At 63.8% G+C, this 18,058-nt stretch carries 16 protein-coding genes; 7 read left to right on the top strand and 9 right to left on the bottom strand.

The annotated features are described in order from the left end of the window. The first annotated feature begins 85 nt into the window (after positions 1-85). The 3 genes from RBA40_RS15570 (at position 86) to RBA40_RS15560 (ending at position 4,393) form a co-directional block, all read left to right on the top strand. Complete coding sequence (locus RBA40_RS15570; protein WP_306648732.1) at positions 86-868, top strand: hypothetical protein; 783 nt, start codon at positions 86-88, stop codon at positions 866-868. Positions 869-970: 102 nt separating this feature from the next. After that, a complete protein-coding gene (locus tag RBA40_RS15565) occupies positions 971-3,997 on the top strand; it encodes a putative bifunctional diguanylate cyclase/phosphodiesterase (RefSeq protein ID WP_306648731.1) in 3,027 nt (1,008 codons plus the stop codon). Between the two features lie 33 nt (positions 3,998-4,030). Then, positions 4,031-4,393 (top strand): hypothetical protein, encoded by a 363-nt coding sequence (locus tag RBA40_RS15560; RefSeq protein ID WP_306648730.1) that lies wholly within the window; start codon positions 4,031-4,033, stop codon positions 4,391-4,393. A 310-nt stretch (positions 4,394-4,703) separates the two neighbouring features. Here RBA40_RS15560 and RBA40_RS15555 read toward each other — a convergent pair whose 3' ends face one another. Both RBA40_RS15555 and RBA40_RS15550 read right to left on the bottom strand, forming a co-directional pair. Further along, positions 4,704-5,648, bottom strand: coding sequence for an SRPBCC family protein (locus RBA40_RS15555; protein WP_306648729.1), 945 nt, complete (start codon positions 5,646-5,648; stop codon positions 4,704-4,706). Next, the gene (locus RBA40_RS15550; protein WP_374710503.1) at positions 5,645-6,343 is read right to left on the bottom strand and encodes a phosphoribosyltransferase; all 699 of its coding nucleotides are present in this window, start codon (positions 6,341-6,343) and stop codon (positions 5,645-5,647) included. Before RBA40_RS15550 ends, RBA40_RS15555 begins: the two co-directional genes overlap by 4 nt. A 220-nt stretch (positions 6,344-6,563) precedes the next feature. On the opposite strand from RBA40_RS15550, the gene RBA40_RS15545 reads away from it, so the two are divergent. Then, on the top strand, positions 6,564-7,142 hold the full coding sequence (locus tag RBA40_RS15545; protein WP_306648727.1) for an HdeD family acid-resistance protein: 579 nt from the start codon (positions 6,564-6,566) through the stop codon (positions 7,140-7,142). A gap of 45 nt (positions 7,143-7,187) precedes the next feature. On the opposite strand, the gene fghA is transcribed toward RBA40_RS15545, so the two are convergent. The 4 genes from fghA to RBA40_RS15525 are packed head-to-tail and all read right to left on the bottom strand — an operon-like array spanning position 7,188 to position 9,465. Continuing rightward, positions 7,188-8,027, bottom strand: a complete 840-nt coding sequence (gene fghA / locus RBA40_RS15540) for an S-formylglutathione hydrolase (protein ID WP_306648726.1) — start codon at positions 8,025-8,027, stop codon at positions 7,188-7,190. Positions 8,028-8,078: 51 nt separating this feature from the next. Then, positions 8,079-8,660, bottom strand: coding sequence for a chromate transporter (locus tag RBA40_RS15535; protein ID WP_306648725.1), 582 nt, complete (start codon positions 8,658-8,660; stop codon positions 8,079-8,081). Continuing rightward, on the bottom strand, positions 8,657-9,232 hold the full coding sequence (locus RBA40_RS15530) for a chromate transporter (protein ID WP_306648724.1): 576 nt from the start codon (positions 9,230-9,232) through the stop codon (positions 8,657-8,659). The genes RBA40_RS15535 and RBA40_RS15530 overlap by 4 nt, the downstream gene beginning before the upstream one ends. A gap of 41 nt (positions 9,233-9,273) precedes the next feature. Continuing rightward, the gene (locus RBA40_RS15525) at positions 9,274-9,465 is read right to left on the bottom strand and encodes a hypothetical protein (RefSeq protein ID WP_306648723.1); all 192 of its coding nucleotides are present in this window, start codon (positions 9,463-9,465) and stop codon (positions 9,274-9,276) included. A 254-nt stretch (positions 9,466-9,719) separates the two neighbouring features. Here RBA40_RS15525 and RBA40_RS15520 point away from each other — a divergent pair, with 254 nt between their 5' ends. Together RBA40_RS15520 and RBA40_RS15515 are read left to right on the top strand one after the other, a co-directional pair. Then, positions 9,720-9,947, top strand: a complete 228-nt coding sequence (locus RBA40_RS15520) for a hypothetical protein (protein WP_306648722.1) — start codon at positions 9,720-9,722, stop codon at positions 9,945-9,947. A gap of 481 nt (positions 9,948-10,428) precedes the next feature. Then, positions 10,429-12,519, top strand: a complete 2,091-nt coding sequence (locus RBA40_RS15515; protein WP_306648721.1) for an ATP-dependent helicase — start codon at positions 10,429-10,431, stop codon at positions 12,517-12,519. 79 nt (positions 12,520-12,598) lie between these two features. Here the strand turns inward: RBA40_RS15515 and RBA40_RS15510 are convergent, their stop codons facing one another. Then, positions 12,599-13,513, bottom strand: coding sequence for a PAS domain-containing protein (locus RBA40_RS15510; RefSeq protein WP_306648720.1), 915 nt, complete (start codon positions 13,511-13,513; stop codon positions 12,599-12,601). Positions 13,514-13,826: 313 nt separating this feature from the next. Next, the gene (locus RBA40_RS15505) at positions 13,827-14,444 is read right to left on the bottom strand and encodes a phosphohydrolase (RefSeq protein ID WP_306648719.1); all 618 of its coding nucleotides are present in this window, start codon (positions 14,442-14,444) and stop codon (positions 13,827-13,829) included. 260 nt (positions 14,445-14,704) lie between these two features. On the opposite strand from RBA40_RS15505, the gene RBA40_RS15500 reads away from it, so the two are divergent. Beyond that, positions 14,705-14,992: a hypothetical protein gene (locus tag RBA40_RS15500; RefSeq protein WP_306648718.1), complete on the top strand. Its 288-nt coding sequence runs from the start codon at positions 14,705-14,707 to the stop codon at positions 14,990-14,992. On the opposite strand, the gene RBA40_RS15495 is transcribed toward RBA40_RS15500, so the two are convergent. Beyond that, complete coding sequence (locus RBA40_RS15495) at positions 14,989-18,006, bottom strand: bifunctional diguanylate cyclase/phosphodiesterase (RefSeq protein WP_306648717.1); 3,018 nt, start codon at positions 18,004-18,006, stop codon at positions 14,989-14,991. The two genes, RBA40_RS15500 and RBA40_RS15495, sit on opposite strands and share 4 nt — an antisense overlap. Positions 18,007-18,058: the final 52 nt, after the last annotated feature.

Here is an 18,058-nt window from a genome sequence, read left to right as displayed (position 1 = left end):
TCTTCTTCCAGCTTTGAATCCGATGATAACTCTGATAATTGCCTTAGAGAATCAATCGATTCCCACAAGAATGAGGAGCAGGACCGTGGCAAATATCGTATTCAACAATACTCGTCAGCCGGCAGCCAAACCCGTCTTCAGCCGTGCCGGGGTAGGTGCCCCGGTCGCCATCGAACTGCTACCCTTTACCGTGCGGCCGGTGCGTACCGAGGCCGACCTGCGCAAGGCCGTGGCCGTGCGTCACGCAGCCTACGCCCGCCACCTGCCGGATTTCGCGCGCTCGCTTGAGCAACCCGAAGCGGCCGATTACGACGGCGACACCGTGATCCTGCTGGCCGAATCGAAGGCCGATGGCAGCGCGCTCGGCAGCACGCGCGTCCAGACCAACTTTCGCCAGCCGCTGCATCTGGAAACGTCGGTCGATCTGCCGCTGTGGCTGTCAACCCAGCGCCTGGCCGAGGTGACCCGACTCGGCATCGTGGAAGGACGCATCGGCCGCCAAGTCAAGCTGGCCCTGATCAAGGCGTGCTTCGAGCATTGCGAACAGAGCGGGGTCGACACGGCCGTCGTCAGCGGCCGTGCGCCGATCGACCGCCAGTACGAGCAACTGCTGTTCACCGATGTGTTTGCCAGCCGGGAGCCCGTGACCCTGCGCCATGTGGGCAACCTGCCGCATCGCATCATGTACTTCGACATCGCCAGCGGCCAGGAGCGCTGGGAAGCGGCGCGCCATCCCTTGCTCGATTTCTTTTGCAACACGCGCCATCCAGACATCGATCTCGGCCGCCAGGCGCCTTCTGCTTGGAAACATGGCTTGCCGCGTGGTCAGCAGGCGTCGGGCGCTGTTGTTGTTGGGCTCGCCGCGTAGGAAATCAAGCGGGACGGCGTGACGGTTACGATGTATGCTTTGACATGATTGCCGCCTAACAGCAACGAATGGCGGCGCTTGTTGTGTAGCCGGATGCCGCTCATGTCAATGTCGACTTCTTCGTCCCGCATGCTGCCCGACAGCGTACATCGCGCTCTCGAAGCGCTGCTGCGCCTGCTCTCCTTTTATCTCGTTCCGCTGGGCATTGCGCTACTCTCGATCGTGGCGCTGGCATTCTGGAACAACCAATACCGGGCAACCGCCGGCCAGCCGCTGCCGCTCCGCGTCATGGCGCAGGATGGGGCGGAGGTCACGCCCGCGCAGATGCGCACGCAACTGGCCGGATTGCCGGAAGTTGTTTATCGCGAAACGCGCATGTCGCCCGATCCTCTCTGGTTCAGCATGGCATCCGCTGCGCAGGCCGGCACCGTGATCGAATTTCCTTCCCGTCATATGGTCGAGATTGCTTGTTGGGACAGCGACACTTTGCGCCCGCTGGGAAGTTCCAGCCGCGCCGTCTCGGCCGGTGCGATGGCGCCGCTGATGGCGGGGTTTGCGCTGACCCTGGCGCCGCCGCTTAAGCAAGCCCAAACACTTTCACAGGCACGGGCCGCGCCATCGCAGGCGGACGTGCCGGCGCGCGTGCTCTGCCGCAGCGTGCTCATCGGCCCTGCACGCCTGTCGGCCACGCAATGGCAGGCCGGCGAACTCGCCGTGGCGGTGCAGCAGTACCACCGCAAGTCCGGCCTGCTCGACGGCGGCATGATCGTGCTGACCTTGTTCGTGCTGACCACGGCCCTGATCAACCGCCAGGCGCTGTACGTGCTGCTGGCCGGCTGGCTGATCCTGAACTTGCGCATGGGGGCGCTCTCGGCTGGCTGGGATATCCAGTGGCTGGGCCAGATCGTGCCGGAGCGCTGGCTGCTGCCGTCGCGGGCCCTGACGATTGCCCTGTATGCAGTCTCGACCCTGACCCTGTACCAGACCCTGTTCCGCGAACGTCTGGCGGCCACGCGCTACCGTGCGCCGCTGCGCTTTGCCGAATGGTGCTGCCTGCCGCTGTTGGCGCTGTCGGTGCTCTTGCCGTACCACATATTCCTGCCCGTGATGTGGGGCTTTGTTGCCTATGGACTGGTGTTGATGACGCTCGGGCTGGCCAGCCTGATGTCGCAATCGCCATCGCAATCGCCATCGCAGTCCGGGTCGCATACGCGGGTGGCGTTCTGGTTCGCCGCGTCGTTCGCGGTCACGATGATGTCCGGGCTGGTGGAAGTCATCGCGGCCGCGCTCGGCGTTCGCGACCTGGCCGGCATGGTCAACAGTGTCACCGCCGCGCTCGCGTCCAGCCTGCTGGCGGCGCTGGCGGTGGCCGAACAGATGCGCCAGGAAACCGAACAGCGCATCGCGGCGCAGGCCGAACTGCAGCACGCCTACGAGGCGATGCCGGTCGGACTGTTCACGCTGGACCTGGAGGGGAAGTTCCTCAGCGCCAACCCGGCCTTGCAGCGGATGGTCGGCGCGGACGGCCACGTCACGGGCGGCGTGAACTTCCAGCACTTTTTTGCCGACGGCGTCTGGGGCACCTTGTCCGCACTGGTGCAGGATCAGGCCGACGCCGAACTGCGCATCGAAAACCGTGACGGCTCGCGTTGCTTCGTGGTCCGCGCGACCCTGGCGCGCGGCAAGATCGAAGGCGTGTTGCAGGATACGACCGAGCAGCACAAGGCCACCGAGCAATTGCGCTTCATGGCCAACAACGATGCGCTGACCAAGGTGTTCAACCGGCGCGGCATCGAGCGCGTGTTCGAGAAAGCGTCCATGAAGCCGCTGACCTTGGCCTATCTCGACCTGGACCGCTTCAAGCTGATCAACGACCTGTTCGGCCACAGCGCGGGCGATGAAGTCCTCAAGCAAGTATGCGAACGGATCGGCGCCGTGCTCAGCGGGGAACAACAGATCGGTCGCGTGGGCGGTGACGAATTCGTGATCATCATGCCGGAAACGTCGATCCGGGTGGCGGCGCTGATTTGCCGCTGCCTGGTCGGGCGCATCGGCAACACGCCATACCGCGTCGGCGACAAGGCATTCCACGTGCGCGGCTCGATCGGGCTCATCGAAGTGCAGCCGGGCATGCAGATGAAGGATGCCGTGTCGACCGCCGACCGCGCCTGCCGCGAAGCCAAGGCCGGGCACCGCGACGGGCTGGTCGTGTACGAGCGCGATTCGACCGCCTTTCACGAACGCACGGCCGAGCTGGACCTGGTCGAGCGCCTCTCGGCCAACGACGCGACCGCCTGCATGGTGATCGAAATGCAGCCGATCATGTCGCTGAAAATGCCGTACGACTCGATGAACTTCGAGGTCTTGCTGCGCATGCGCGAAGCGGACGGCAGCCTGCTGGCCGCCGGGCCGATCATCGCCGCCGCCGAAAAGAGCGGGCGCATGGGCGTGATCGACCGCTGGGTGCTCTCGACCACGCTGAGCTGGATCGAGCGCCACGCGGACATGCTGGTCAATACCCAGTTCGTGTGCATGAATTTGTCCGGCGCCTCGCTCAACGACGAACGCTTCATCCAGGACACCATCGACATCCTGCGCCGCCATCGCGACGCGGCCAGCCGGCTGTGCATGGAGATCACCGAAAGCGTCGCCTTGCACGACCTGAACAACACGCGGCGCTTCATCGACCAGGTGCGCAATTTCGGGGTCAAGGTGGCGCTCGACGATTTCGGCGCGGGCTATACTTCCTTCTCTTACCTCAAGGAATTGCCGGCGGACATACTCAAGATCGACGGCAATTTTATCGTCAATATGAATGCGCATCCGGCCGACGTGGCCATTGTCGAAGCCATCGTGAAGCTGGCGGTCAACCTGGGCATGAAGACGATTGCCGAATGGGCCGAGGACGGCGCCACCGTGCAAACGCTGGCAGATATTGGGGTGGATTATGTGCAAGGGTTTGTGATTGCGTCGTCGATGGCGCCGGATATCCTGCTGACGGTATCGTCGGCCGCCGGCTTTATCGTCGACGAGGAACTCAACCTGTTGGTTGGCTCGCTGGGCGGCGCCGCCAGCGCGCCGGTGCCGGTAGCGGCGATGGCTGGAGCGCCGGTGGCGGGCCTGCACTGAACTGTTCGGCCCCGCGCCGGTCGAATTCTTCCGATGAACAGCCAGGCGAAGGGGAGCGGAATGATCAATCATGCGGTATTGGGAGTGTTTGATGAGTTCGAGAAGGCGGAGCAGGCACGCGCGGCCTTGCTCGCCGACGGCTTCGGTTCGGATGCCCTTGAGCTCAAGGTGCATAACGATGAAGCGGGACCGGTCGAAGGCAATTTTTTGGTGGGCAATACGCCGATCGAAAGCGAGGAGCATGTCTACGAGCGCAACTATGCAACGCCCGTGCAGCGTGGGCAATGCATGCTGATGGTCGACGCCGCCGACCCGGCAACGGCAGCGCGCGCATCGGCTATCCTGGCCGGGTTTGGCGCGCGCGATCCTGACCAATTGACGGGTGCGCGGCGTTAAACGATCGGGGCTGGTTTTCCCCGGGAATGGCGCTGCATTCCCGGCGCCGTTGTCCTCTTTCATCTGTTCTTGCCCTTTCGTGTCTCGCGCGTCGATGTTGGACGTCGTTCAAGGTGCACGCCCTCACCGCGGCCGGACGTGAACGCGCAAAGCGTACCGCCTACGGCGGTGTTGCGCTCCAGTCAGCCGCCACCCGCCTTAATGAAAATGTTCCGCCGCCACCCGCGCTGATAGATCGGGCCGCCACCCGCGTTAGCGGAATACCTCAGCCGCTATCCGCCTTGGTGGAATAGTTCAGCCGTCTCCCGCACTATTGAAACCTCTTGTTTTCGCTCGTTTGTTCGCCCTTCTGGGGCGGCGTGCCCTCAAGCAGGTTTTTCATGCGCTCCAGGTCTTCCTCAAGCTCGTGTGCCGGGTGGGCCCCGAACAGTGTCGCAACCGCCTCGCCCACGGCGCCGGCCGGAGGGCGATAAGACAGCTTGACCGTGGCCAGCGTGCCGCCACGCGACGGTTCAAGGCGCACCGATCCCGATTGCTCGACTTCCGCCCCCGGTTCGCTGCGCCACGCCAGCCGGCGTGGATGTACCTGCTCGGTCAGCACGGCATCAAAGCTGAATTCGCTGGCAGCCGGTCCCTTGACGACCCAGTGCGAGCGGCGGTTGCCGAGGTCGCGCACCTCGATCACGTTGGCCATGAAGCGCGGGAAGTTCTCGTAGTTGACCCACAGGTCGTACACCTGCTCGGGCGCGGCGTCGATGCGGATGGTTTTTTCGATCTCCGTGGTGTCGCCCCGGCCCTGGTGCCGGGCCAGCCCGGGCAAGGCACCGTTGCTGACGGAGCGCATCAGCAATGCCACGCCAGCGATGCCCATGACCGCAGCGAGCGGCATGCGCCGGATCATCATGCTGGCCAGGCCAAGGGTGCCGCCGCCCATCATGGCGGCATTGCGTGGCGATGACGGCCCCAGCGACCGTAGCGGCGACGAGCGCCGCTCCGCAACGTCCGCCGCCTGCCGGCCAGCGGACGACAGCAGGTCTGAAGCGGAGGCGTTTGCGCCGATGCGCTCGCCCACCTCGTGCACGACCTTTCCGAGCATGTCGCTGCTCTGGTGGCCGAACTCGCGCAGCCGTTCTCCGGACCGGGCGCGTCGCAAGCCGCCCCGGTCCGGGTCCATCATGTACATGGCGAGCGCGCCAAGCGCAGCGCCGCCCAGCCATTTACCGAGGTGAAGATCGTGTTCGGACATGTGTTTCATGATTGCCTCCGTTCGCTTGCATTGGTGGATGAATGGGATGCGCGCGCCTGATCGCGCCAGGCAATGGCCAGCAGGTCCAGTACTTCCTCGTCGCCGGTTTGCTCGAATTGCCGGTACCACCGGCCGACCGCGCCGAAGTTCGCCGGCTGGCTCAGGCAGACCAGTTCGTCAACTTGCGAGGCAAGCGCCGCGCAACTGTCCGGCGCGCCAACCGGCACCGCGACGACGATCCTCTCCGCCCCGCGCTCGCGCGCTACGCGCACGGCCGCGCACATGGTCGAGCCGGTGGCCAGGCCGTCATCGACGAGAATGGCGGTGCGGCCCGCAAGCTCGGGCTCGGCGCGCGCGCCCCGGTACTGGCGCTCGCGCCGCGCAATCTCGCGCTGTTCGCGCGCGCATGCGTCATCGATCTGTTCGCGGCCGATGCGGTGTTCGCGGATGGCTTCCATGTTGAGCACGCGCACGCCGCCGCTGGCGATCGCGCCCATGGCGAATTCTTCGTAGCCGGGCAGCCCGAGCTTGCGAACGAGCAGCAAGTCGAGCGCCAGCCCAAGCGCCCTGGCGATGGTAAAACCCACCGGAACCCCGCCGCGCGGCAAGGCAAGCACCAGCGCATCCGGGCGGCAGGCATACGGCGCCAGTGCCAGCGCCAGAAGCTTGCCTGCATGCACGCGGTTCTTGAATTGTCGGTGGATAGCCATGTAGCTTCGACAGGCGAAGCGCACGTCGGTTGCACATTTTTTGTCAAATACTTATGGCACACGCATAGGCGGAGCGGATCGCGCCCGGCGCACGCCGCCGCAGCGCATTTGCGCCGTTTTTTTTGACGCACGATTGATCTATCACAGGCCTGGCGTTTGCGCGCCGATCAAAACCCCGCGCCCGCTGTCTGATTCAGCAGGGAGGAAAGATGCCATGAACGAAACGCTTTTGCGGAACTGGTGGCTGCTTGCCGCGCGCGGCGCCATCGCCATCGTGTTCGGCGTGCTTGCCATTGCGTGGCCCGCCGTCACGCTGCTGACTCTTGCGGCCTTGTTCGCCGCGTTTGCGCTGCTCGGTGGTGCGGTCTGGATGTTCGGGGCCGTCAGGAACCGCAGGAATGATTCGCACTGGTGGATGCTGATGGTGTTTGGCCTCGTCAGCCTGGCCGTGGGCGTGCTTGCCACCTTCAATCCGGCGATCACCCTGCTGACCTTGATCCTCCTGATGGGGGCCAATGCCCTCGTCAGCGGCGTGCTCGATATCGTCATCGCCATCTGCGTACGCAAGTTCATCCGCGGCGAGTGGCTGTTGCTGCTCAGCGGCGTGGCGTCCATCGTGTTCGGCCTGATCGCGTTGCTGTTTCCGCTCGGCGCCGGCGCGGTCATGCTGGCCACGTTCATCGGCGTGTATGCGCTCATGAGCGGTGTGCTGCTGATGTGCCTGTCGGTACGCGTGCGCTCCTGGTCGCGCATCAACGCCGGACGCAGCAGCCCGGCGGCGGGCACGATCTGATCACGATCGCGCGCCCGCGCGCCCGCGCGCCGGCTGTGGCGAGCCCTAGCCCAGCTGCGCCCGGTGAAAGCGCAAATGGTCGTCTATGAAGGTGGAAATGAAGAAATAGCCGTGGTCGTATCCGGCATGGCGGCGCAGTTCGAGCGGCTGGCGCGCTTTGGCGCAAGCCGCTTCAAAAGCTTCCGGATACAGCTGCTGTTCCAGGAACTTGTCGGCAAGGCCCTGATCGATCAGGATGCCGCCGGGGAAGGGCGCTTGCATGGTCAGCATCAGTTCGCTTGCGTCGTATTGCTTCCAGGTCTCGCGGTCCGTGCCGAGGTAGCCGCTGAACGCTTTTTCGCCCCACGGGCAGCGGGTAGGCGCGGCGATCGGGGCAAAGGCTGACACCGAACGGAACAGGTCGGGGCGTTTCAGGGCCGTAACCAGGGCGCCGTGGCCGCCCATCGAGTGTCCGAAAATGCCGACCTTGGCGGCGTTGACGGGCAGTTCGGCCAGCACCAGCGCGTGCAGTTCGAGCAGGTAGCTGAACATGCGGTAATGCTTGCTCCATGGCGCTTCGGTTGCGTCCAGATAAAAGCCCGCACCGGCGCCGAAGTCCCAGGCATCGGTTTCGCCGTCAATATTGGCGCCGCGCGGGCTGGTGTCCGGAGCGATCAGGATCAGGCCTTCGCGCGCCGCCGCGCGCTGGGCGCCGGCCTTGGTCGGAAAAGTCTCTTCGGTGCAGGTCAGGCCGGCCAGGTAAAACAGCGCCGGCAGCGTCTGGCCGGAGGTCACGGCCGGGATGAAGGCGGAAAAGCGCATTGGCAGGCCGGTGGCCGTCGAGGCATGGCGATAAAAGCGTTGTACGCCGCCGAAACAGGCGTGTTCTGATAAAAGTTCGAGCATCGGTCGGTCCACGTAGTGAGTGATGGCGCAAGTATGCCTTGTCGCGCAATACTAAACCAGTTGCAGCCAGCCAAGCAGGGCGCCGCCGGCCAGTATCCACAGCAAATGCAGTTTGGTGCGCCAGATCAGCAGGCCGCTCGCCACCGTTAGCAGCCACAGCGGCCAGTCGGTGGCCAAGTGCTGGCTGGCGCTGCCCAGGATCCAGCTGGTCGACAGCAGCAGGGCGATGACGACCGGCGCCATGCCTTGCTTGAAGGCGCGCACGGCCCGCAAATCGCGGTTGCGATGCCCCCACTGCGCGGCGAAATAGGTCAGCACGGTCGAGGGAATCAAAATGCCGAGCATGGTCACCGCCACGCCCAGGAATGCGGCGCCGGTGCTGCCGGCGTTCATGCCGACCTGCCAGCCCATCAGCGCGACGAACAGCACGTTCGGCCCGGGCGCGGCCTGGGCCAGCGCAATGGCGTTATTGAATTGCGCCTGGGTCAGCCAATGGTGCTGCTCCACCAGATAGCGATGCATTTCGGAAGTGGTCGAGATCGCGCCGCCGACCGACATCAGCGATAGCATCAGGTAGTGGCCGAACAGGCTGAACCAGTCGCTCCAGCTCAGGACGATCTGCGGCGCGCTCATGGCCGCAGGCGCCGGTAGGTGAGCAAGCAGGCCAGTCCGCCCACGCCGAACAGGACATACACCAGCGGCACCCGCACCAGCGCCACCAGCACGAAGCCGGTGACGCACAGGGCCCAGCACCACAGCTGCGGCATCGGGTTCCTGGACAGCGCCAGCGACAATTTCAGGCCGGTGGCGCCGATCATGCCGGCCGATACCGCCGCCATGCCGCGCAGTGCGCCTGCCACGCCCGGATGATCGATAAAGCGCGCATGGACCAGGGCCAGCAGCAGCACCAGCACCAGCGGCAGGGCCAGCATGCCGGCCAGCGCCGAGAGCGCACCGGCCAGCCCGAAATAGCGCCCGCCGATCATCATCGACAGATTGACCACGTTCGGCCCCGGCATGATCTGGGCGACGGCCCAGTCTTCCAGGAATTCCTCATGGGTCAGCCATTGCTTGCGTTCAACAATTTCGCGCTGAACGAGCGCCAGCACCCCGCCGAAGCCCTGCAGCGCCAGCAAGGTAAATGAAACAAACAGGTCGGTCAGCGATTGCGGGCGCGGGCGGGCGGGGAGGGACGGATCGGTCATGCCGCATTATCGCGCCGGCCCGCCCGCCTGTCCATGCGGGCTCAGCCGCCACCAATGCCGCGCATCACGCGGCCCGTGCCGCCGCATTCCGCGCAGGCGCTGCCGTCGGCCAGCTTGCCCTTGCCGCTGCAGGCGTCGCAGATGTCCTCGGCCGCGCCCGGCGTGCCCGGTTCGGCTTCGTCACCCGGGTTGAGCGTGGGTTCCGTCGTAATCTTTTCAGTTGGAATTGTCATGATGTCCTCGGTCTACATTCTGGCATGCGCGCACGCGTGTGGCCTACGCCCGTGCCGCATTGTAGGCCGCGGCGTCATGGGCGGGCGCTATGTTGCCGACTGAAAAAATGACGCCTGTAAAACTATGCCTCAAGCATATTTTTTGCCGTTTCGATGGAACCTTGACATTGACTTTGATCTTTATTGAGGGATACTCCCTAGGCAGTACTGGGTTCCCTTTGCAACGTTTCTGAATGCCTGTAAGGAATCACAAAATGAATCGACAGCAACGCCCCGACAGCGGCGGTCTCGCCCTGGCTGAACCGACTTACCAACGCCACGACGTGCGCCAGCGCGACATCGTCAACCATGCCATTTCGGTCCAGGAGAGCCGCAATACGATGTCTGCCATCGAGTATCTCAAAGCGCAGGATATTGCCCCCGAGGTGATCGAACGGGTCTTGCTGGAGCCGCAGCGCCGGCGTGGGCCGCTTGCTCATTAAGTGGTGCCGGGTGGTGATGCAAGGCCGGCGCAGTGCGCGCGAGCGATGCTGTGGGCATATCAGAATGTTATCGAACCACCCCTCTCCCGCTGCGTGCAAAACAGGCGGTTATGCACAAAAAAATCTTGTGGGAAATTTCTTAATATTTTTTACCGCCTTCTCCATTGACTTTGTAAGTGCTTGATTTATATGGGCATAATTTCTGCCTCACGAATGAGCATTTTGTTGAAACCCGCATCGTTACACGCTTGCGGACTGTCAAGAGGGGATTATCCACAAAGTTATCCACAGCGATTGTGGATATCCCAAAAAGTACTTTAGAAACGGCTACTTAGCGCGCATAAGGCGATTTTTGACCGCCGCTTTCATGGCTGGCATGAAGCAGGGACGGGTGGCGCGGCGGGAAAGCGCAAAGTATTTTACTTGCGTAATAATACTGGATAAATGTACAGTCATGTCAACCCCAGTTTGATTGCCCGATATGACCGCTGTTCCCCTTGCCGCTTGCGCCGACGATCCCTTCGCCAGCCTTAATCCCGCGCAGCGTGCTGCCGTCGAGCATGATATCGGCGTGGCCGCGGGCAGCGCGCGGCCCCTGCTGGTGATCGCCGGTGCCGGTTCCGGCAAGACCAATACCTTGGCGCACCGCGTGGCGCGTCTGATCATGAGCGGCGCCGATCCCCAGCGCATCCTGCTGCTCACATTTTCGCGCCGCGCCGCCAACGAAATGGCGCAACGCGCCAGCAACGTGCTGCACCGGATCATGGGTGCGCGCGGCGGCCAGCCGCCGGCCAGCCTGCCCTGGGCGGGCACCTTCCACAGCATCGGCGCGCGCCTGCTGCGCGATTACGCCGGCCGCATCGGCCTCGAGGAATCGTTCACGATCCACGACCGTGGCGATTCCGAAGACCTGATGGGCATGGTGCGCCACGACATCGGCCTGATCCATACTGAGAAACGCTTTCCCCTCAAGGGAACCTGCCTGGCCATTTACTCGCGCGTGGTCAACAGCCGCGACACCTTGGCGCTGGTGCTCCAAAGTACCTTTCCCTGGTGTAGTGAATGGGAATCCCAGCTCAAGACCCTGTTCGGGGCCTATGTCGACGCCAAGCAGGAGCAGAACGTGCTCGATTACGATGATCTTTTGCTGTTTTGGGCCGAGATGGCGGCCGATCCCGACCTCGGCGCCCACATCGGCGGCCTGTTCGACCATGTCCTTGTCGATGAGTACCAGGACACCAACCGCCTGCAGGCTGCGATCCTGATGGGCATGAAGCCGGGCGGCGAGGGCGTGATGGTGGTCGGCGACGATGCGCAGTCGATCTATTCTTTCCGCGGTGCCACGGTGCGCAATATTCTCGATTTCCCGAAGCAGTTCGCCCAGGAAGCCTGCATCGTCACCCTGGACCGCAACTACCGCTCGACCCAGCCAATCCTGGATGCCTCCAACGCCGTGATCGGCGCCGCGCTCGAGCGCCACGCCAAGACCTTGTGGACCGACAAGGTGTCTACCGTCCGTCCGCAACTGGTGCTCATTGCCGACGAGGCCGAGCAGGCGCGCTGGGTCTGCAACCGCATCCTGGAGCACCGCGAAACGGGCATGGCGCTCAAGGCACAGGCGGTGCTGTTCCGTGCGGCCAGCCACAGCGCCGCGCTGGAGCTGGAACTGATGCGACGCAACATCCCCTTCGTCAAATTCGGCGGCCTGAAGTTCCTGGAAGCATCCCACATCAAGGATGTACTGGCGGTGCTGCGCTTTGCCCAGAATCCAAGCGGCCGGGTGGCCGGTTTCCGCGTGGTGCAGCTGGTGCCGGGCATCGGCGCCGCCACCGCCACCCGGCTGCTGGACGCGGTCGGCGAGGCGGCCGAGCCGCTACGCGCGCTCGAGCAATTTGCCGCGCCCGCCAGGAGCGGCGGCGACTGGGAGCAGTTTGTCGCGCTGTTTCGCGCCCTGCGCGCGCCAGGGCTGCGCTGGCCGGCCGATATCGAGCTGGTCAAGAACTGGTACCTGCCGCACCTCGAACGCATGCATGACGACGCCCAGGTGCGCGCGGCCGACGTGGAACAGCTGGCGCGCCTGGCGGGCGGTCATGGCTCGCGCGAAACCTTTCTGGCCGAAATCACGCTCGACCCGCCCGAAGCGACCAGCGACCGCGCCGGACCGCCCCTTCTGGACGAGGATTACCTGATTCTTTCGACCATCCATTCCTCCAAGGGACAGGAATGGAAGTCGGTGCATGTACTGAACGTGGTGGATGGTTGCATCCCGTCCGACATGAGTACGGGCAACGCCGCCGATATCGAGGAGGAGCGCCGCCTGCTGTACGTGGCCATGACGCGCGCCAAGGAGCATCTTCATCTGGTGGTGCCGAACCGGTTTTTCATCAAGCAGCAAGCGCAGATGGGCGACCGTCATGTGTACGCGGCGCGCACGCGCTTCATCAGCCCGGCCATGCTCAAGCACTTCGAGGAAACGGTGTGGATGACGGCCGACACCCAGCAGAGCCGCAAACCGATGCCCGACAGCGTGCGCATGCTGGTGCGCGAGCGGGCGCGCAATGCGTGGAAGTAGCCTGAGAGCCTGAGAGCCTGAGAGCCTGAGATGCTCGGAAGCTAGGAGCCGGCGCTCGACCGTTCGCGCCTGGGGCCCGTCATCGCACGCCTGGCGTGAAGGCAGGCTCGAACAGCGTCGCCACCGCAAGGTATTCGTAAGGCGCGCCGCCCGGTTCGCTCAGCGCCAGCAGGGCGCAGCGCAAGTGCAGGGCGCTGCCGTCGGCCGCCCGGGTCTGGATATCGCCCGACCATGCACCATCGCGCGCCAGGGACAGCTTGATGTCGTCCACCAGCGCCTCGGCGAACGTGCCGGTATGCAAGGCGTGCAGGTCGCGCCCGATGAGTGCGTCGCGGCGCCGGCCGGTCAGTTCGCACAGGCGGTCGCTGGCCTCGATAATGTGCCCTTTGGGGTCGAGCTTGAGCACCAGCGCCTGCTGGCCGAGCAGCGCCTGCACCTGGCGCGCTTTGTCGAGTTCGGCAGCCATGGCTGCGCGCTCGGCCGCTGCCGCCTGCAGGCTGGCATACGCGCGCAGCGAGGCAATGACCGTGGTGAACAGCTTGCGCGTGGTCAGGTCGGCCTTGCACCAGAAATCGTTGATGTCATAATCGCAAATGATGCTGTGTTCCAGCGCCTGGCCCGGCTGCCCGGTGCGCAGGACGATGCGTACGAGCTCGTTGTGCAGGCCTTCGCGGATCTGCCGTGCCACCCGCAGGCCGGAATCTTCCGTTTCCATGATGACGTCGAGCAGCACCAGTGCAATGTCTTGCGTGGCGCGCAGCGTCTCGATCGCTTCCTTGCCGCTGTAGGCGTGCAGGAAGCTCAGGCGCCGTCCCTGGAATTGGGCATTGCTGAGGGCGAACTTGGTCACCACGTGCACGTCGACATCGTCATCGACGATCAGGATGCGCCAGGGAGGAAGTTCCTGCGTCGGCGATGCGGATACGTCGGACGGGTCGTCGTCCTCGATGATCAGGTCGCCATTTCGGATGTTGTCGGTGGAGGAAGCGGACATGGCTCCACACTAAGCCAGCCGGCGCACTTTGTCAAAGACCACACGAGTTATCCCCCGTTTCGCCTGCATGTAGGAATTTGCCATATGGACAGTTTGTATGCGCGCCATGGGGTGTTTTAAGTCCTTGATTTTATTCAACTTATTTTTTTGCCTGCGGAACGGGCATTTTGTTGAAACCCGCTTAAACCCGGGCGTTAAGCGGCGCCCGTCGGGGCTTATCCACAATGTTATCCACACTTCTTGTGGATATCCTCAAAAACCCTGTGAAATCCGTGGCTTAGGCAAGGCACGAGGCGAGCCAGCCAGCTGGCGTTCAGATGCTGGCCTTGAGCCGGTTCAGCTCATCGAGAAAGCGCGCGCAGGCCAGCTCGGGCGCCCAGGGTTCCCATGGCGTACCGCCGTAAATGGGGAACAGGGGGTCGTCGATCTGGGGCTTGGCGGAAATTTTGAGGGTATTTTTCACCTCATCCCTGGTCCAGCCGGCCACATGCACCGCTTCGCTGGCGGCGGCCAGGCGGTCGGCGCGCTTGTGGGAAGCATGTTCCGTGGTGGTCCAGCTGGGCAGGCCGTAACGCAGGAAGATGGCTTGTTCCAGGCGCAGAGTCAGGTTGCGGAAGGCGTCGCCGAGAAAGGGCTTGATGACCGAAATGGCGTCAAATCCCAGCAAGCCTTCCTCGGCATCGTGCAGCAGCTCGCGCAGCTCGGTGAGCGGATCGAGCGGCCCGCGCGCTGCATTTTTTCTCAACTGCATGACGGCAATCGAATGCTGGGCGACCGACAGCGGCAGCGGCCACACCGAATGCCCGCCCCAGCGGTAGGTGCGGGCCAGTCCGATGGCCAGATCGGCGTCGTCCCAGTCGAACGGCGTGGGGTTGAGCAGGTCGAGACGGCGGCCCGATGGCATGCGTACCCAGGCACGTGTTTCCTGCATCGTTGACAAAGTCGTTCCTTCCATCGGTCCGATCAGATCATGCGTTCCCTCCACATGGCGATGGCATTATCTTACACATTGCCGCCGGCCTCCGCGCGCGAGATTGGCTGCGGGCCGGCGCAACAAGCACATAGTTGCCCGACCCTAACTCTGTTGACGGGTGTCACCGAATGCGGCCATTTGGCTGGTACTTGCGGGTGCCTTGACTTACTGTGATCACGGCAACTTACTTGTCGAACTACTCACTCCGGAGAATCAGCATGGAATCACAAGACCTGGCCTTAACGATGTTTCTCATGTGCATGTGCGGGCTGTACATGATGTATCTGAAGCAGGACGAACAGTTCAGAAGGCTCAAGCGGCTTGAGCGCATGCTCAGTTCAATTCCGGGCGCCGGGTCCGGTGATGACGACATCCATCCGAAAGTCCTGGCCAAGATTGCCGCCGGCGAGATCAGCACCGCCATCCTCCTCCAGCGCACCATCGAAGCGACCTCATTCGGCGAAGCGGAGGCCGCTGTCAGAAGCTACATCGCCCGGCATGATTAAGCCGACGGCGTGCCGCCCGCCACGAGCAGGGCCACGAACTCGGCGGCCGGCACCGGGCGGCTGAAAAAATATCCCTGCACCTCGTCGCAGCCCGCACCGTCGAGATAATCGAGCTGTTCGCGCGTTTCCACTCCCTCCGCCACCACTGTGATCCCAAGGCCATGCGCTAGCGCAATCGTGGCCTTGGCGATCGCCGCGCTCTTGGCGTCATCGGTAATATTGCGTACGAAACTCTGGTCGATTTTCAGTTTGTCCAGCGCAAAGCGGCTCAGGTAGCTGAGCGACGAAAACCCGGTGCCGAAATCGTCCAGCGCCACCGCCACGCCCATCCCGCGCAGCTCGGCGATCTGCGCCATCGCCAGCTCCGCCTCTTGCATCAGCACGCTTTCGGTCAGTTCGATGGCCAAGAAGCGCGCCTCCATGCCGCTGTCGAACAGGGCGCTTTTCACAATCGCCGGCAAGGTGCCGGCCGCGATCTGGTGCGCCGACACGTTCACCGCCACCGGCAGCGGGCGCAGGCCGGCATTCTGCCACGCCTTGTTCTGCATGCAGGCGGTGCGGATGACCCATTCGCCGATCTCGATGATCAGACCGGAGTCTTCCGCCAGGGGAATGAATTCGGCCGGCGAAATCATGCCCAGCTCGGCGCTGCGCCAGCGGATCAGCGCTTCCGCGCCACACATCTGCTTGTCGGCAAGCCGTACCTGCGGCTGATAGAACAGCGAAAATTCCGCGCGGCCCAGCGCGTTGCGCAACCGGTGCTCGAGCGCCATCCAGTGCAGCGCGCGCGTGTTCATTTCTGATGTGAAATAACGGAAGCTGTTGCGGCCGCTGTTCTTGACGTGCGACAGCGCCGTGTCCGCATTCCTGATCAGGTCGCCCGCGGTGATGCCATCGAGCGGAAACAGCGCGATCCCCACGCTGCCGGTGACCACCACCTCGTGCCCCAGCAACTGGCAGGGCGCGGCCACCGTGTCGAGCATCTGCTGGGCAGCGGCGTTGACGTCGTCGTTGTCGTCCACGTGCGAGAGCACCAGCACGAACTCGTCGCTGCCGATGCGCGCCAGGGTGTCGCCCGGATGCAGGCGCAGCAGCAGGCGCTGGGCCATTTCGCGCAGCAGCAGGTCGCCGGCATCATGGCCGATGCTGTCGTTGACGCGCTGCAAGCGGTCGATATTGAGCAGCAGCACGGCAATCGCGCGCTGCCCCTGGTGCGCCGTCTCGATCGCCTGCGCCAGCCGGTCGTTCAAGAGCGAGCGGTTCGGCAGGCGCGTGAGCGGATCGTGGTTGCCCATGAATTGCAGCTGTTCATTGGCTTCGGTAATGTCGCTCAGGTCGGTGAACACGCCGACATAGCCGGCCGTGCCGTGCTCCGGGCTCGACACCGCGCTCACCGTCAGCCACTCGGGAAACACTTCGCCATTCTTGCGCCGGTTCCAGATTTCTCCGCGCCAATGGCCGTCGCGCGCGATCGTGTCCCATAGTTGCCGGTAGAAATCGATATCGTGCACGTTCGAGCGCAGCACGCGAATATTGCGTCCCACCACGTCGGCCTCGCTGTACTGGGTGATGCGCTCGAACGCCGCGTTCACCGCCACGATGGTGCTGGCGGCATCGGTGACCACGATGCCATCGCGCGTGCAGGCGAACACGCGCGCGGCCAGCTCCAGCTTTTCGTCGGCCTGGCGCCGCTCGGTGACGTCCTGCAGGGTGCCCATCAGCGCCGTCACATTGCCGGCCGCGTCATGCACGCCCGTGCTGCGCGAATGAAAATAGCGCTGCGGCCCGAGCGCCGGATTGCTGCGCAGTTCGCCCGACCAGTTCATGCCATGCCGCACGGCGGATTCGACCAGATGGCGGTCGTCCGGATGAATTCGTTGCAAGAAAACATCGAGCGGGGGCGGCTGGTCCGCCAGCGGCAGCCCGAGCAGCCGGTACATCTGCTGCGACCACTGGCCACTGCGCGCCACCAGGTCGAGCCGCCAGCTGCCGATCAGCGCCAGTTGCTGCGCCGCCTTGAGCGCATCGTCGCTGTTGTGCAGCGCCTGGTTCAAGCCATGGCGCTTGTGCAGTTCGCGCAGGGCCAGGTAGCTCAGCCCCCCCAGCAGCATCAAAAACCCCAGCGAGACGGCGATGTAGGCGCGCGCCATACTGTACCAGTCAGCCAGCAATTCCTTTTCGCCAAGACCGACCACCACCACCAGCGGGCGGCCGCTGACGCGCTGGTAGAAATACAGGCGGCGGATCTGGTCGATGCTGCTGTCGGCCGTATAGCTGCCGGCGTCGGGCGGCGGCGGGGTCGCCTCGAAATTGGGGAAGAACGTGAACCGCTTGCCTTCCACCATATTGGCAGCGGGCATGCGCAGCATCAGCACGCCGTCGGTGCGCACCAGGGCGACCATGCCATCCTTGCCGACCTTGACCGAGTCGTAGAAGCGGCGCAGGTATTTCGGTTCGAGCGCGGCCACGATAACCCCGCCAAAACTGCCATCGCGCCGGTTGATGCGGCGGCTGAAGCTGATGAAGGGCACGCCCAGCTTGCTGATGATCGGCCCCTCGATGTGCGTGCCATGGTCGGGATGATCGCGATGAATCTTGAAATACGCGCGGTCCGACAGATTGTAGGCTCCCGGCAATTTCTGGCTGTCGTGAATCATCTTGCCATCGGCATCGAGCAGCCAGATGGCGCGGATGAAGGGCAGGTTGTCGATGCTGCTGTCGAGCAGTTCATTGACCAGCCGCTTGCTCTCGGCCGGACCGCGCGGCACCATCTGCACCGCCTTGATGGTGGTCTGCATGGCCAGGTCGACCGCGAACACGCTGTCGACGGCCTGCTCCTCGAGCACCTTGACGAGTACGCGGGCGCTGTTGGTTTTCTCGGTGATGACATGATCGCGCGCCTGCACCAGTTCGAACACGAGGTTGGCGATGATGCCGACGAAAAGCAGCCCGGCGAAACTCAGCACCAGCAAGGTAATGCCGCGCTCGTCGCGATTGGCAAGAAGAGGGTTCATCGAACTACACCTTGAAAAATTGAGCGGGACTGTGTGGCTCCTGCCGTGGCAT

The sequence above is a fragment of the Massilia pseudoviolaceinigra genome (assembly GCF_030846505.1).
Classification (GTDB): Bacteria; Pseudomonadota; Gammaproteobacteria; order Burkholderiales; family Burkholderiaceae_D; genus Telluria_A; species Telluria_A violaceinigra.
The sequence above is the reverse complement of the archived record's forward strand: the minus strand, read 5'-3'. Positions and strand labels throughout refer to the sequence as shown.